Consider the following 14,755-nt stretch of genomic DNA (forward strand, 5'->3'; position numbering starts at 1 on the left):
TGTCAGGAGCTGTCAGCAATGCGATTTTTGTGAGTAAGTGTTGATTTTGCGCACCAAATAGAGCAATTGTTGTGTATTATAAACAATGTGGTGCGAATATGGATAAGCGCGACCTTTCACGTCTGTTTCAGGAGCGCATCAAAAGTCTCCTTGTCCGGAGTGGTGAAAACCAGTCAGCCTTTGCTGCATCAGTTGGTATTGACCGTTCAGCCCTGTCACAACTGCTTTCCGGTCAATCTACCAGGCTGCCGCGCGTCGAGACTTTGCTCAACATTGCCGAGCGCCACGCCGTGTCGCTCGATTGGCTTCTGGGACTGAGTCAGGATGAGGGTATTACCGGCGAACTTCGCCCAAGCATGGAAATCGAAGAAGGCTCGGACAATTTCGAACGTACTCTTCTCGTCAAATGGCACGCGGAAGCCACAGGCAGCAAAATCCGGTACGTTCCCGCGCGCATCCCGGACCTGTTGCGGACACAGGCCGTGGTTGCGTACGAAACATCGATGGTCCACCGCGACCCGGCAACCCAGTTGAGCGAGACCGCATTCCGGCTTGATTATAATCGACAACCGGGCACCGACATGGAAGTCTGTATGCCGTTTCAGACGCTAAGCGACTTCGCCGCCGGTTGCAGCATCTGGAGCGATCTTTCGCGCAAGGTCCGTCTCGAACAGCTCAACCACATGGCCGAATTGATTGATGAGCTTTATCCGTCATTTCGGCTCTATCTCTTTGACGGGCGCGAGCGCTTCTCTGTTCCCTATACGGTTTTTGGTCCTTACCGCGCCGCTATATTTGTCGGGGAAATGTATCTGGTCCTGTACACAACGGAGGCGGTGCTGACCATGCAACGGCACTTTGACGGATTGATCCGGGTTGCCAAAGTCAATGCCCACGAAGTGGCTGGATACATTTCATCGCTGAAGGTCGGTTGACCATGCGGCAGGCCTTGTCGCAAATGATTATTGACCGCATATAAAGACTTCCTTATATCGTTATTTAATTCATCCAAGGGAAACGTGCGCCATGACCATTGCAAACCCACTTGCTGATCTCATCGCCGAGAAGGGCGTTTTGCTGGCCGATGGCGCGACAGGTACAAATCTTTTTGCAACCGGGCTTGAAGCAGGCGAAGCTCCGGAACTCTGGAACGAAGCGCAGCCCGAGAAAATCATTGCGTTACATCAAGGGTTTGTCGATGCTGGAGCCGACATCATCCTGACCAATTCCTTCGGTGGCACACGTCATCGTCTGAAACTGCATCATGCACAGGATCGTGTATTCGAACTCAACAAGAAAGCCGCCGAACTTGCGCGTAGCGTTGCTGACAAGGCAGACCGCAAGGTCATTGTTGCAGGTTCCGTCGGTCCAACAGGCGAATTGCTAGTACCGCTCGGTGCCTTGACCGAAGAAGATGCGGTCGCGGCTTTCACCGAACAGCTGGAAGGCTTGAAGGCTGGTGGTGCGGATGTAGCCTGGATCGAGACGATGTCAGCTCCGGGCGAAATACGCGCAGCTGCAGAGGCAGCTGTCAAAGTAGGCCTTCCTTATGTCTATACCGGATCATTCGATACCGCCGGCAAGACCATGATGGGCCTACCGCCGAAGGACATCCACGGTGTAGTCGATGGACTTGCGCAACGTCCGGTTGCCGTTGGCGCAAATTGTGGCGTCGGTGCCTCGGATATTTTGGCGTCTCTCCTCGACATGAGCGAAGCCGATCCTTCCGCAACGATCGTTATCAAAGGCAACTGCGGCATACCGGAATTTCGCGGCGCGGAAATCTTCTATTCCGGCACTCCGGAACTGATGGCCGACTACGCCCATCTCGCAATCAATGGCGGCGCAAAGATCATCGGTGGCTGCTGCGGCACATCATTCGAACATCTGGCGGCAATGCGCAAAGCGCTCGACAGTCACACGCATGGCGCGCGCCCTTCTGTCGAGACAATCATCGAGACCATCGGACCAATGCGCAACAAGCTTGCAGCTCACGCTGATGACATGCCGAAGCGGGAACGCCGCGGACGGCGGGGATAGACTAACTTGACGCAAAAAAACCGGCGGTTTGACCGGCCGGTTTTTTTGCGCCAGTCTTTTTAGACCTCAGAGATCCTCAATCTCGCGGCGGACCCTCTTCAGGATTTCGCGCAACTGCTCCGCTTTTTCTGTTGTCAGCGATCCACTACGAAGTTTCGAGCGAAGCGCGAAACTCAATGCATGCATCTCTTCACCCAGAGCAGCACCGTGTATCTCGCCTGAAGCGCTGTCGAGCTGGCCGTTGATCTTGTCCAACTCCGCCCGGTTCTCGTCGAGATAGGCAAGCCCCTGATCTGTGATAGTATAGAGCCGCTTGTTGCCCGTTATGGTGGAAGTGACAAGATCGGTCTCTTCCATCATCTGCAACATCGGGTAGATCGCACCGGCACTCGGGGTATAGGCGCCCTGAAATCTTGCCTCCAGCGCCTTGATAACGTCGTAGCCGTGACGTGGTTCTTCCGCGATTAAGCCGAGAACTACAAGACGCAATGCGCCTGGATCAAACATACGCGGACCGCGCCCTCCAAAAGGACCGCCTCGATGCCGCCCGAACGGACCGCCGCGTCCGCGTCCGCCAAAGCGACCGCCTCCCTCCTGCGAACCTGACATTGCCTCAACGCGCGACCAGTGATCGCCGCCGTAGTTGTGGTGATTTCTACAATGACCGTACATAAAATATCTCCTAGTTATATCTTTCATACGTTATATCTACACAAAGATATGTCTTTAAGCAAGTCAAAGATATATCTTTTAGCGAGAGTCCAGCCTAAACGTATGATTTGGCTTTTATATTTCTTTATTGGAGATGTACGTCAGCCCTTCGCAAAGGCCTTCATATGAAAACGCATCTGCGGTGCGCTGTAAGCATACTCGTGTCCCACAGGACAGGCACGGCGCGCCAAACAACCGCCGTTCATGCACTCGTTCCCCTCTCCGGAAGCAAGATGAGAACGACAACGGACGACATTGTATCCGTCACCGGCAAAAGCATTCACTGGGCAAGCCGAAAGGCATGGCTTGTCCTGGCAATCGTCGCAGGGATGACGTTGCGGACCACCGCTAGCAAAATCGAGCGCGCGATCGAATAGCAGCGCCCCGCGAAAGGCCTGCCAAAGCCCGTATTGTGGATGGATCAGTATTCCGAGTGGAGAAGGGCGCAGTCCCTCGGCGCGCATCGCCCATTGTTGAAACGGCAGATAGGGCCGATCGGAGGGAAACACGGCTATTGCACCGAATTTCATTGCAACGGCACTCAGAACATCCTTGGACCATTGATCGAGCGGATCCTGGGAATCCGCGTGGTCTTGCCACCACCGCGTGAAATGCGGCCAAATGGCCGACCCGAAGTGGCCAACCAAGACAACACTTCGAAAATGCCCCCCTCGAATCAAGGGCGAAGGAGCGTTCTCTTCGTCGAAAACGAAACCGCCGCGCGGGACCAAACCATATGGCTCCAGCGCGGCGGCGATTTGATTGGGGATCAGGTTTTCACGATCATCCTGCATCTGAACCCTTTACAGCAGAGGCCCAGACTTCCTGGTGGATCAGATCGGCCACTTTAGCCCGGCCGTCTTCGGGCTTCTTTCACGTGAAAGCGTCGGGCATGGACGCCTTTTTCTTGGCGATGAACTCCTTAAGAGAATCGTCGATGGCCGGGTCGAGATAAGGCGCCTCGTATGTCTCCAGCCAGCGGCGAGCAAGTTCGTTGGCGCGCTGATCCGCACGTTTTTCGCCTTCGGCGAGCCATTGCTCGTACGAATTGTTATCTGCAATATTCGAACGATAGAATGCCGTTTGGAAGTTCGCCTGCGTGTGGTCGCAACCAAGATAGTGGCTACCAGGACCAACTTGCCGGATAGCATCCATTGCCTGACCGTTCTCGGAGAGGTCGACGCCTTGGGCGATCTTCTGGGCCATGCCGAGCTGATCGATATCCATCATGAATTTTTCATAGGAAGATACCAGTCCCCCTTCGAGCCAGCCCGCCCCATGCAGCACGAAATTCGTGCCCGCAAGAAGCGTCGAATTCAATGTATTCGCGCTCTCATAAGCTGCCTGAGCATCGGAAACCTTGGAAGCACAGAGCGAACCACCGGTGCGGAAAGGCAATCCGCAGCGGCGTGCCAGCTGCGCGGCACCGTAGGAAACCAACGAGGGTTCGGGCGTACCAAAGGTCGGCGCACCTGATTGCATGGAGATCGACGACGCGAACGTGCCGAAAATCACAGGGGCGCCCGGACGGATCAGCTGAGTGAAAGACGCACCCGCAAGAACCTCAGCCAGGACCTGTGTGAGCGTACCTGCCACCGTAACCGGGCTCATGGCGCCGGCAAGAATGAACGGCGTGACGATGCAAGCCTGATTGTTACGTGCATAGACCTTCAATGCGCCCAACATCGTTTCGTCAAATACCATGGGAGAATTCGCATTGATCAGGCTGGTCAAAACAGTGTTTTGATCGAGATAGTCCTCGCCAAAGACCAGCTTGCACATGGAGATCGTATCTTCGGCACGTTCGGGTGCGGTGACAGATCCCATGAAAGGCTTGTCGGAATATTTGATATGCGCATACACCATATCGAGATGGCGTTTGTTGACGGGCACATCGACCGGTTCGCATACCGTACCGCCGGAATGATGAATAGACGGCGCCATGTAAGCCAGCTTGACGAAATTATTGAAGTCTTCAATCGTCGCGTAGCGGCGAACGCCCTCGAGATCGCGAACGAAAGGCGGCCCATAGACCGGTGCAAAAACGGTAGCATCGCCGCCAATCTGGACGGAGCGCTCCGGATTGCGCGCATGTTGCGTGTAGATCGGCGGAGCAGTCTTCAGCAGAGAACGCGGCAAACCCTTGGGGAAATGCACCCGCTCGCCCTTGACGTCGGCACCCGCTTCTTTCCATAGCGTCAGTGCTTCCGCGTCGTCGCGGAACTCGATGCCAATCTCTTCAAGCACCGTATCGGCGTTCGCCTCAATTATCGCCAAACCTTCTTCGTCCAACACTTCGAACGTTCGTATCTTGCGCGTAATATAAGTCAGCGACTTACCAGGACCGCCACCCGAACGCGCGGCACGACGTGCAGCTGCACCCGCGCCAGCGCCGCGGCCGCGACGTCCACTGCTTGTCTCTGCTTCTGCAGGTGCATCGACTGACGTTTCCTCAACCATTTTCTGTCTCCTCAGCGCTTCACAAGCGCAGACTTCTTCTTAAGCAGGTCAAATCTAAACGTGGCACCAGCGAGAGCGTTTCCGTGTGCGGCACCGGGTGGCGCATCGGAGACAAACTGCCGGTCGTTTTCGTCATTTACTAGGTCGCATTTAAGCGATGCGTTTTCAGCAACTTGCCCGATATGTTAAAGAAACACCAGTTATGTTAGTGACATTGCATAACGCTTGAGAGGAAGCATAAAAATGGCCGATGATGAAATCATTCTTTCGGAGCTTTCTGACGATGAACTCGTCGAGCAAATGCATGACGATCTTTATGACGGCCTGAAGGAAGAAATCGAGGAAGGCACCAACATTCTGCTTGAACGCGGTTGGGTGCCCTACAAGGTTCTGACCGAAGCCTTGGTCGAGGGCATGCGCATCGTTGGCGAAGACTTCCGGGACGGCATTCTCTTCGTACCTGAAGTGCTGCTCTCAGCCAACGCGATGAAGGCCGGCATGTTTATCCTACGCCCTCTCCTTGCTGCAACCGGGGCACCGAAGCAGGGCAAGCTCGTCATCGGGACCGTCAAAGGCGACATTCATGACATCGGAAAAAATCTGGTCGGCATGATGATGGAAGGTGCCGGCTTCGATGTCATCGACCTTGGTATCAACAATCCGGTCGAAAAGTATCTGGCGGCAATCGAAGAACATCAGCCCGACATTCTTGGCATGTCGGCACTACTCACGACCACCATGCCCTACATGAAAGTCGTCATCGACACGATGAAGGAAAAGGGCATCCGCGACGACTATATCGTGCTCGTGGGTGGTGCACCTCTCAACGAAGAGTTCGGCAAGGCCGTCGGCGCGGACGCCTATTGCCGCGATGCGGCGGTTGCTGTTGAGACCGCCAAAGCCTACATGAAACGCAAACACAATCAGCTTTCGGGAGCTTGATGGCGTGCAAAACGGCCGCATGAGCATGCGACCGTTTTGTTAGCAAGAAATCAATAAACGGCTGAGGCCCAGACGGCCCTAAGCGTTAATTAATTGGCTGACTTTGCCACGCGATGACCAGCGCTCTGGGTCGCATTGACCGTATTGGCCGTATCTTGACCCATGCCGCGAATCGTATTGGCACAGCCGGCAAGTGCGACGACTGCAAGTACAGCGGCAATCGGAGCGATATGTGATAGTTTCATGGACGGTATCTCCCGTTCTGCTAAAATTAAATCCAACGCTGGAACAACGCGATAGAGCAAGATCAGTTCCATGAATGCAAGCCGAAAGTCGACGAAGTCACCAGAGATCGTGCGGGTCATTGCTTGCGGGATGATTGCGCGCGAAATCCTCGCGATACGCGAACAATTTGGCCTCGAGCATATTGATCTCAAGTGCCTCCCCGCGATTTATCATCACTATCCGGATAAGATTGCGCCATCGGTAGATCGCGCAATCGTCAAAGCCAAGGCAGAAGGCATAACACGCATATTTGTCGGCTATGCCGACTGCGGTACGGGTGGCATGCTTGACCGCGTCTGTGAGAAACATGGCGTCGAACGTATCGCCGGCCCGCATTGCTTTTCATTCTATGCCGGCAACGAAGCCTTCTCCTCACAGTGGGACGACGACATGACATCGTTTTTCATGACGGATTTCCTCGCCCGCCATTTCGAAGCGTTCATGGTCAAACCGCTGGGACTGGATCGGCACCCGGAACTGCGCGACATGTATTTTGGCAACTACACCAAGATGATCTACATGGCGCAGACTGATGATCCTAAGTTGAGCGCGAAGGCCGAACGAGCGGCAGCTTTTCTTGGCCTCGCCTACGAACGGCGCCTGACGGGTTATGGTGATCTCGTTCCCGCCTTGACCTCGGCTGCGGCTCCCGATTAGATTCTCTTCCTGATCGCCATCAGATGAACGACTTCTTCGTCTGTATGCCTGAATACCAAATCGAAACAGGTATCAATTCATTATGCTTCGCGCTGGATTCGCCACGATTATCCTTATTGCTTGCACAACTGTCGCCCAAGCAGATGGTGCGATAACGCGGATTATCACAAAGCCTGATCAAGCGAAGCTCGACAAGTATGAAGAGACGATGGGCACGGCTGTCGATGAAGCAAAAGAAGGCGGCACTCCAACCGACATAAAATGGCTGGAGGAAATCCTGGCCAAGCCCCACCTGTCCTTCAGTGAAGATTTTGACATGACTGGCGAATGGAAATGCCGAACGGCAAAGCTTGGCAACGAACCGCCGCTGGTAATCTATAGCTGGTTCAAATGCCGTGTCACGGACGATGGGTCAGGCTGGATGCTGGAAAAGACTAGCGGTTCACAACGCACGAAGGGACGCTTTTATACAGAGAGCGACAACCGCCTGACCTATCTTGGTGTCGGCTTTGTCGCGGGTGAAAAGCCCAGGAATTATGGCGCAGGTCCCGACGTTGATCAGGTAGGATACGCATACCGCACAGCGAAAAATGAGTTTCGAATTGAGTTTCCAGCTCCGGCTCGCGAATCTGTCATGGATATCCTCGAACTGAAACGTTGAGGTGTATTCGTCATTGCAATGTCACCAACCTCGCGCCATATGCGTCAAAAATGCAAACAAAGATGAGAAAATGGCCGCAATCGACGCAGAAGACAAAAGCAAGCCAAACCGTGTCCCTGTACGTTTGACGCCAGACAATGACCCGCGCCCGCTATCGCAAGTCTTCCGGGATTTGTCGCTTTCTGCAACAGCCCCGGTATCTTTCGATGAACTCGAAGAAGCCTTTACAGATCGCAGTTTTGCCGCGCTCCTCACATTTTTTGCCATTTTGAATCTTATCCCGCTACCGCCAGGTACCGGGGTCATCACCGGAATTCCACTTGTGCTCGTTTCGGTACAAATGGTGATGGGGCGTGAATCCGTTTGGCTTCCAAGTTTCATGCGAACGAAAACCATTTCGCCAGACCGGTTCCGTTTGATATCGGCCAAAGTCGTTCCGTGGCTGGAATGGCTGGAGAAGTTTATCCGGCCGCGCAATTGGCCGTTTGGCCGCAAACAGGGTGATCGCTGGCTCGGTGCTTTCACCACCATTCTTGGTCTGTCAGTGGTTCTGCCAATGCCGCTATCCAACTGGCTGCCCGCTTTCGCTACTGCGATTATCGGCATCGCACTTTGTGAGCGTGACGGCAGATTGATGTTGGGCGGACTGATACTCGGTGTCGTCTCGATCGGCATTGTCACTGGCTTTGCCTTCGTTGCCGCAAATGTGCTTGCCTATGCCGCAACCTTCTGGCCTTTCTGAACCAAATCCCTGTCGCAAAAACACCAATGATGCACGTCGCATTTGAGTGCGCACGCGTCGTGAGATAGCAAGCTTAGCCCCTGATTTTCCGGCAAAAGGGTCGTCATCGGAGGATGAATTGCATGGCTGATCTCATTGTCGTTTATTGGCGGGATATTCCCGCTCAAGTGACCGTCAAAAAGGGACGCCAGGCAGCCAAGCGCGAGCTTCCGATTCGTTTCACCGAGGCCATCGACATGTGTGCGATGCGCATTGGTGCGAAAGATTCCGATGCCTATCTGGCGGAATGGCGCCGCGGCACTCCGGTGCCTGTGAGTGATGATCTGGAGACCGAGGCGGATAGCGCCCTCGCCCGTATTGACAATGAATATGATCGGGAACGCCTTGTGGCGCTCGTAAAGGCAGGTGGACATGAGCATTCATGAATTCAAAGCGAAGTCGCAGCAGGATCAGATGACCAAGATCGCAGCATCCATTGAAGTCGCGGCTCGCCAGGCTATCGAATCCCAGGATTTGCCGGGGCTGTTCCCCACAGGCACCCGGGTCTACATCACCGATATGGGGACGGACAGCGTCGATACGCTGACGGCGGCTGCAAAGCGGGTTTATGATCTTGGCTACAAGCCGGTCCCGCATTTCGCTTCACGCCGTCTGTCGACCAAAGCAGCGCTCGAAACCCGCATCCGCCGAGCCGCGCAAGAAGCCGGTGTGACCGACGTTCTCGTCATTGGTGGCGGCCTCGAGCGTCAGGCCGGTGAGTTCTCCTCGACGATGGAAGTGTTGGAGACTGGTTTCTTCGACAAATACGGCATCACCGAAATGGGCGTTGCCGGCCATCCCGAAGGCAGCCCGGAGTTTTCCGAGGCCGTCGCGATTGAAGCGCTGCGTTTGAAGAAAGGCTTCGGCGAACGTACTGGTGCCAAGCTGCGCGTCGTTACCCAGTTCGGTTTCGATGCCGACCGCTTCATTCGCTATTCGGAATCGCTGCGCCAGCATGGCGTCGAACTTCCCGTGCATCTCGGCGTTGCTGGCCCTGCCAAGATTACGACGCTGATCAAATATGCAGCCATGTGCGGTGTCGGCAATTCGATCAGCTTCCTGAAGAAGAATGCCCTGTCGCTGACAGCGCTCGCCACAAGCCACTCACCGGAGGGTGTTGTCGGCCCCATCGAGCAGCACGTTTTGGCTAACCCGACATCTGCAATCAAGCAAATTCATATCTTCCCGTTCGGTGGATTGAAGAAGTCGTCTGAATGGCTTGTCGATCGCGGCTCATGGAATTTGAATACCGCACACTATTCTGCAAACGCAGTCGCGAATTAAGGATCCTTGAATGACCCGTACGATCGTTGCTTCGGCGACCAGAGAAATAATCATCGGATTTGATCAGCCATTCTGCGTCATCGGCGAGCGGATCAATCCGACCGGTCGTAAGAAACTGGCCGCCGAAATGATCACGGGCAATTTCGATACAGTCATCAGGGATGCTTTGGAGCAGGTCGCTGCAGGCGCGACGATGCTGGACGTCAACGCGGGTGTCACTGCGGTGGATCCCAACGCAACAGAGCCGGGCCTTCTTGTTCAAACGCTTGAAATCGTTCAGAATCTGGTCGATGTTCCCTTGTCGATCGACAGTTCGGTAAGCGCTGCCATCGAGGCGGCATTGAAAGTCGCCAAGGGCCGTCCGCTGGTCAATTCCGTGACGGGTGAAGAGGAGAAGCTCGAAGCCATTCTCCCGCTCATTAAAAAGTACAATGTTCCAGTCGTTGCGATTTCCAACGACGAGACCGGCATTTCCATGGATCCGGACGTTCGTTTCGCCGTTGCCAAGAAGATCGTAGAGCGCGCCGCCGATTTCGGCATTCCGGCCCATGACATCGTAGTCGATCCCCTGGTCATGCCGATCGGTGCGCTTGGCGATGCCGGTCGTCAGGTTTTCGCTCTGCTACGCCGTCTGCGCGAAGAATTGAAGGTTAACACCACCTGCGGCCTGTCAAACATTTCCTTCGGCCTCCCCCATCGTCACGGCATCAATGCCGGGTTCATTCCTATGGTGATTGGTGCGGGCATGACGTCGGCAATCATGAATCCTTGCCGTCCGCAGGAAATGGAAGCCGTTCATGCCGCGAATGTTCTCAACGGTACGGATGCCAATTGCACCTACTGGATCAAGAAATATCGCGATCACCAGCCGGCTACCCCCGGCGCAGCTGCATCGGTATCCGTCCCTGCAGATTCGGCTGGCGGCGGGCGTCGCCGTGGCGGACGCGAGGCGCGGCGCGGCGCCGCAGGCTGACGGTTTGCGTTACGCAAACTGACCAGCATAGAAAGGCGGGAGGCAACTAAACTGCCCCTCGCCTGAAGGTTTTGGAGTATCGATCGTGAACGCACCCGTCAAAGCACCAGAGGCGTCGGCAAAGGAAGCGCTCGTTCTCTTCATGCCATCGGGTAAACGCGGACGTTTCGCCGTTGGTACACCCATTTTGGAGGCCGCACGCACCCTTGGCGTGTACGTTGAGAGCGTCTGCGGCGGCCGCGCAACCTGTGGACGCTGCCAGGTGGAAGTGCAGGAAGGCAGTTTTGCCAAGCACAAGATCGTCTCCTCGCTCGACCACATTTCCCCCAGAGGTCCGAAGGAGGATCGTTATAACCGGGTGCGCGGCCTGCCCGAAGGGCGCCGTCTCTCCTGTTCCGCCACGATACAGGGCGATCTCGTCGTTGATGTACCCCAGGATGTCCAGGTCAACGCGCAGGTGGTCCGCAAAGCGGCCACCGACCGCGTTATCGAGCGCAATGCGGCCGTGCAGCTTTGCTATGTCGAGGTCGAGGAACCCGATATGCACAAACCTCTGGGCGATCTCGACCGCCTGAAAGCCGTGCTGGAAAAAGACTGGGGCTGGAAGGACCTGCTCATCGCACCGCATCTGATCCCCCAGGTTCAGGGCATTTTGCGTAAGGGCAACTGGGGCGTGACCGCCGCCATCCACCGTGACATGGATTCCTCGCGGCCCTTCATCATCGGTTTGTACCCTGGTCTGAAGAACGAAGCCTACGGCATAGCATGCGACATCGGCTCAACAACCATCGCTATGCATCTGGTTTCGCTGCTGTCTGGCCGCATCGTCGCCTCCTCTGGCACATCGAACCCGCAAATCCGCTTTGGCGAAGACCTGATGAGTCGCGTTTCCTATGTGATGATGAATCCCGACGGGCGCGAGGCAATGACCAAGGCCGTCCGCGAGGCAGTCAACAAGCTGATCGGCAAGGTCTGTGCGGAAGGCAACGTCGATCGACACGATATCTTCGACTGTGTCTTCGTCGGCAATCCGATCATGCATCACCTGTTCCTGGGTATCGATCCGACTGAGCTTGGCCAAGCACCGTTCGCGCTTGCCGTCTCTGGACCGCTACAGTACTGGGCGCAGGAGATCGACATCGAGGTCGCCCTCGGAGCGCGCCTCTATATGCTGCCCTGCATAGCCGGCCATGTCGGTGCCGATGCAGCGGGTGCCACGCTATCGGAAGGGCCCTATCGGCAGGACAAGATGATGCTGCTCGTCGACGTCGGCACCAACGCCGAGATTGTGCTCGGCAATAGCACCCGAGTGGTCGCCGCATCCTCGCCTACCGGCCCAGCCTTTGAAGGCGCCGAAATTTCGTCAGGACAACGCGCTGCCCCGGGCGCGATCGAGCGCGTACGCATCGACCCGCAGACCCTCGAACCGAAGTTCCGTGTCATTGGCGTTGACAAGTGGTCCGACGAGGAAGGTTTCGACGAAGCCGCCAAGACGACTGGGGTCACCGGCATCTGTGGCTCGGCGATTATCGAGGTGGTCGCGGAAATGTATCTTGCCGGCGTCATTTCAGAAGACGGTGTCGTTGATGGCACGATGGCCGAGCGCAGCCCGCGCATTATCGCTAATGGGCGCACCTTCTCCTACCTCCTACGTGACGGCGAACCGCGCATTACCGTTACTCAGAACGATATCCGTGCCATACAACTCGCCAAGGCGGCCCTTTATGCCGGCGTAAAGCTTCTGATGGAAAAGCAGGGCGTCGAGACAGTGGACACGATTCGTTTTGCCGGCGCCTTCGGCTCTTTCATCGATCCTAAATATGCCATGGTACTCGGCCTCATTCCCGACTGCGAGTTGTCCGAGGTGAAGGCTGTGGGCAATGCGGCGGGTACGGGCGCGCTGATGGCATTGCTCAACCGCAACCATCGTCGCGAGATAGAAATAGAAGTTGCCAGCATCGAAAAGATAGAGACTGCACTGGAGCCGAATTTCCAGCAACTCTTCGTGAATGCCATGGCAATGCCGAACAAGATTGACCCGTTCCCAAAACTGTCGCAGGCCGTAACGCTGCCCCCACGCAAGAATGTCAGCGAGGATGGCATCGCTGGCGATGCAACTCCACGTCGGAGGTCGCGCGAAGAACGCGCAGCACGGCGCAACCGCGATTAGCTTTGTCCGGCTGTCAAATTCCGCTATCAAACATCTATGATTGATTCCGGAAATAGCTTGCCATGATAGCCTGCTTTGACATTGGCGGTTCTGCCATCAAGGGCGCAATCGCCTACTCGCCCGAAGATATAAGGCCGCAACCGAAAATACCGACGCCGTTGAACGATTTTGATACCTTCGCGTCAGCCATCGAAAAGATCGCAGCAGACGGCGGCGCTGACCCCAAAAGCTTGATATCGATTTCCATCGCGGGGGTGGTTGATTCCGATACGGGCAAGATCACTTGCGCCAATATTCCATGCATTCATGGCCGTACATTGGTTGCCGATCTAAGCGAGAAACTACAAAGGCCAGTGCTCGTGGCCAATGATGCCGATTGCTTTGCGTTATCCGAAGCCGTTGTTGGCGCCGGACGCGGTCACCGCATTGTATTCGGTGTCATCCTCGGCACCGGTGTCGGTGGTGGCATCATTATCGATGGCAAGATTCATGAGGGGGCTGGCGGCTTTGCTGGCGAATGGGGCCACGGCCCGGTATCCGCCACGCTTGCGGGTAATCCGCCCGTCGCCATTCCGCGCTATGCCTGTGGCTGCGGCCAGATAGGTTGCGTTGATGCGGTCGGCGCGGCGCGTGGCATGGAAAGACTGCACGCTCACCTGCATGGTGTTGATTTGCCAAGTACCGCGATTATAGCGGCATGGAATGCCGGAGACGCAACCGCTGAACGCACTATTGAAATCTATATCGATATCGTCAGTGGCCCGCTCGCGATGACGATCAACATTGTTGGCGCATCTATCGTGCCCGTTGGCGGGGGGCTTGCCAATTCTGTGGAGCTCATCAAGCGCCTGGATGAGGCAGTTCGAGCACGTATCCTGCGGAAAACAGATAAACCACTGGTTATTCCTGCAGAATTGAAGATTGAACCCGGTCTCATCGGTGCGGGCGTTCTTGGGTTGATGGAAATCTCAAAATGAGCATCCTTTTGGAAATCTGTGTGGACAGCCCCGGCGGTCTGGCAGCGGCTATCACGGGAGGAGCCGACCGCATCGAACTCTGTTCAGCGCTCGAACTGGGCGGTCTGACGCCGACACCGGGACTGATCGGACAGGCTGCTGTCTCCCCTATTCCCATATACGCGATGATCCGTCCGCGTCCGGGCAATTTCGTTTTTGATGAAGCCGACATTGACGCAATGCTGCGAGAGATCGATGTGATGCGCGCCGCTGGGCTTGCTGGTGTGGTTTTCGGCGCCAACCTCACCAATGGCCAACTGGACCATACGACGCTCGAACGCCTCGTCAGGCAATGCGGCGGTCTTGGTGTTACACTGCACCGCGCATTCGATCTCGTCCCCGATCTTGCCGAGGCCATCAATATGGCGATCGAGCTCGGATTTGAAAGAATCTTGACTTCGGGACGGTCACTGACCGCGCTTGACGGGATCGATGACCTGGAAGCGACATTCGAACTTACCGCGGGCAGGATCAAGATCATGCCCGGTTCCGGCATTAACATTGGCAATATCGGTGCTCTGCGGGATCGCATTCCGCTTGAGGAAATCCACTCATCTTGCGCAGCGACCGCGCCTGTGCTCAGCGAAGCAGCAAGACAGCTCGGCTTCGAAAGCGCATCACAGAGGCAAACGAGCGTTGAACTCGTCAGGGCGTTGAAGGATTATTGCGCTAGCAGATAAGAGACCTTTTGAGAATTCAACACGATGAGTCAGCTGGTGTGGTTTTCGAGAACCGAAGCGCAGCGGACTCATTGGTCCGTGAGCATCGGAAGCGC

16 protein-coding genes are annotated in these 14,755 nt (G+C 55.7%); 12 read left to right on the forward strand and 4 right to left on the reverse strand.

Going from position 1 to position 14,755, the window contains the following annotated elements; translation table 11 throughout:
* Positions 1-98 precede the first annotated feature (98 nt).
* Positions 99-935 (forward strand): helix-turn-helix domain-containing protein, encoded by an 837-nt coding sequence (locus LB462_RS12660; protein WP_224508375.1) that lies wholly within the window; start codon positions 99-101, stop codon positions 933-935.
* A gap of 91 nt (positions 936-1,026) precedes the next feature.
* Complete coding sequence (gene bmt, locus LB462_RS12665) at positions 1,027-2,040, forward strand: betaine--homocysteine S-methyltransferase (protein ID WP_224508377.1); 1,014 nt, start codon at positions 1,027-1,029, stop codon at positions 2,038-2,040.
* 66 nt (positions 2,041-2,106) lie between these two features.
* On the opposite strand, the gene LB462_RS12670 is transcribed toward bmt, so the two are convergent.
* The 3 genes from LB462_RS12670 to LB462_RS12680 form a co-directional block, all read right to left on the reverse strand.
* Positions 2,107-2,712, reverse strand: a complete 606-nt coding sequence (locus LB462_RS12670) for a PadR family transcriptional regulator (RefSeq protein WP_224508379.1) — start codon at positions 2,710-2,712, stop codon at positions 2,107-2,109.
* A gap of 140 nt (positions 2,713-2,852) precedes the next feature.
* Positions 2,853-3,545: a hypothetical protein gene (locus LB462_RS12675; protein WP_224508381.1), complete on the reverse strand. Its 693-nt coding sequence runs from the start codon at positions 3,543-3,545 to the stop codon at positions 2,853-2,855.
* A 79-nt stretch (positions 3,546-3,624) separates the two neighbouring features.
* Positions 3,625-5,211 (reverse strand): trimethylamine methyltransferase family protein, encoded by a 1,587-nt coding sequence (locus tag LB462_RS12680; protein ID WP_224508382.1) that lies wholly within the window; start codon positions 5,209-5,211, stop codon positions 3,625-3,627.
* A gap of 243 nt (positions 5,212-5,454) precedes the next feature.
* Here LB462_RS12680 and LB462_RS12685 point away from each other — a divergent pair, with 243 nt between their 5' ends.
* Complete coding sequence (locus tag LB462_RS12685; protein WP_112528690.1) at positions 5,455-6,153, forward strand: cobalamin B12-binding domain-containing protein; 699 nt, start codon at positions 5,455-5,457, stop codon at positions 6,151-6,153.
* Positions 6,154-6,242: 89 nt separating this feature from the next.
* On the opposite strand, the gene LB462_RS12690 is transcribed toward LB462_RS12685, so the two are convergent.
* Positions 6,243-6,398 carry an entericidin domain-containing protein gene (locus tag LB462_RS12690; RefSeq protein WP_112528692.1) on the reverse strand — a complete coding sequence of 52 codons (156 nt, stop codon included), beginning with the start codon at positions 6,396-6,398 and terminating at the stop codon, positions 6,243-6,245.
* A gap of 70 nt (positions 6,399-6,468) precedes the next feature.
* On the opposite strand from LB462_RS12690, the gene LB462_RS12695 reads away from it, so the two are divergent.
* From LB462_RS12695 to LB462_RS12735, 9 genes are all read left to right on the forward strand, one after another.
* On the forward strand, positions 6,469-7,095 hold the full coding sequence (locus LB462_RS12695) for a DUF1638 domain-containing protein (protein ID WP_224508384.1): 627 nt from the start codon (positions 6,469-6,471) through the stop codon (positions 7,093-7,095).
* 79 nt (positions 7,096-7,174) lie between these two features.
* A complete protein-coding gene (locus tag LB462_RS12700; RefSeq protein ID WP_370637142.1) occupies positions 7,175-7,756 on the forward strand; it encodes a DUF4893 domain-containing protein in 582 nt (193 codons plus the stop codon).
* A gap of 70 nt (positions 7,757-7,826) precedes the next feature.
* Positions 7,827-8,498: an exopolysaccharide biosynthesis protein gene (locus LB462_RS12705; protein WP_224508388.1), complete on the forward strand. Its 672-nt coding sequence runs from the start codon at positions 7,827-7,829 to the stop codon at positions 8,496-8,498.
* 122 nt (positions 8,499-8,620) lie between these two features.
* A complete protein-coding gene (locus LB462_RS12710; protein WP_183662365.1) occupies positions 8,621-8,923 on the forward strand; it encodes a virulence factor in 303 nt (100 codons plus the stop codon).
* Positions 8,910-9,821, forward strand: coding sequence for a methylenetetrahydrofolate reductase (locus tag LB462_RS12715; RefSeq protein ID WP_370637128.1), 912 nt, complete (start codon positions 8,910-8,912; stop codon positions 9,819-9,821). Before LB462_RS12710 ends, LB462_RS12715 begins: the two co-directional genes overlap by 14 nt.
* Positions 9,822-9,831: 10 nt before the next feature.
* On the forward strand, positions 9,832-10,794 hold the full coding sequence (locus LB462_RS12720) for a methyltetrahydrofolate cobalamin methyltransferase (protein ID WP_224508390.1): 963 nt from the start codon (positions 9,832-9,834) through the stop codon (positions 10,792-10,794).
* 142 nt (positions 10,795-10,936) lie between these two features.
* Positions 10,937-12,964 carry an ASKHA domain-containing protein gene (locus LB462_RS12725; protein ID WP_224508738.1) on the forward strand — a complete coding sequence of 676 codons (2,028 nt, stop codon included), beginning with the start codon at positions 10,937-10,939 and terminating at the stop codon, positions 12,962-12,964.
* Between the two features lie 62 nt (positions 12,965-13,026).
* On the forward strand, positions 13,027-13,941 hold the full coding sequence (locus LB462_RS12730; protein ID WP_224508393.1) for an ROK family protein: 915 nt from the start codon (positions 13,027-13,029) through the stop codon (positions 13,939-13,941).
* Complete coding sequence (locus LB462_RS12735) at positions 13,938-14,660, forward strand: copper homeostasis protein CutC (RefSeq protein WP_224508395.1); 723 nt, start codon at positions 13,938-13,940, stop codon at positions 14,658-14,660. The genes LB462_RS12730 and LB462_RS12735 overlap by 4 nt, the downstream gene beginning before the upstream one ends.
* Positions 14,661-14,755: the final 95 nt, after the last annotated feature.

The organism is Phyllobacterium chamaecytisi, from assembly GCF_020164455.1.
GTDB classification, from domain to species: domain Bacteria; phylum Pseudomonadota; class Alphaproteobacteria; order Rhizobiales; family Rhizobiaceae; genus Phyllobacterium; species Phyllobacterium chamaecytisi.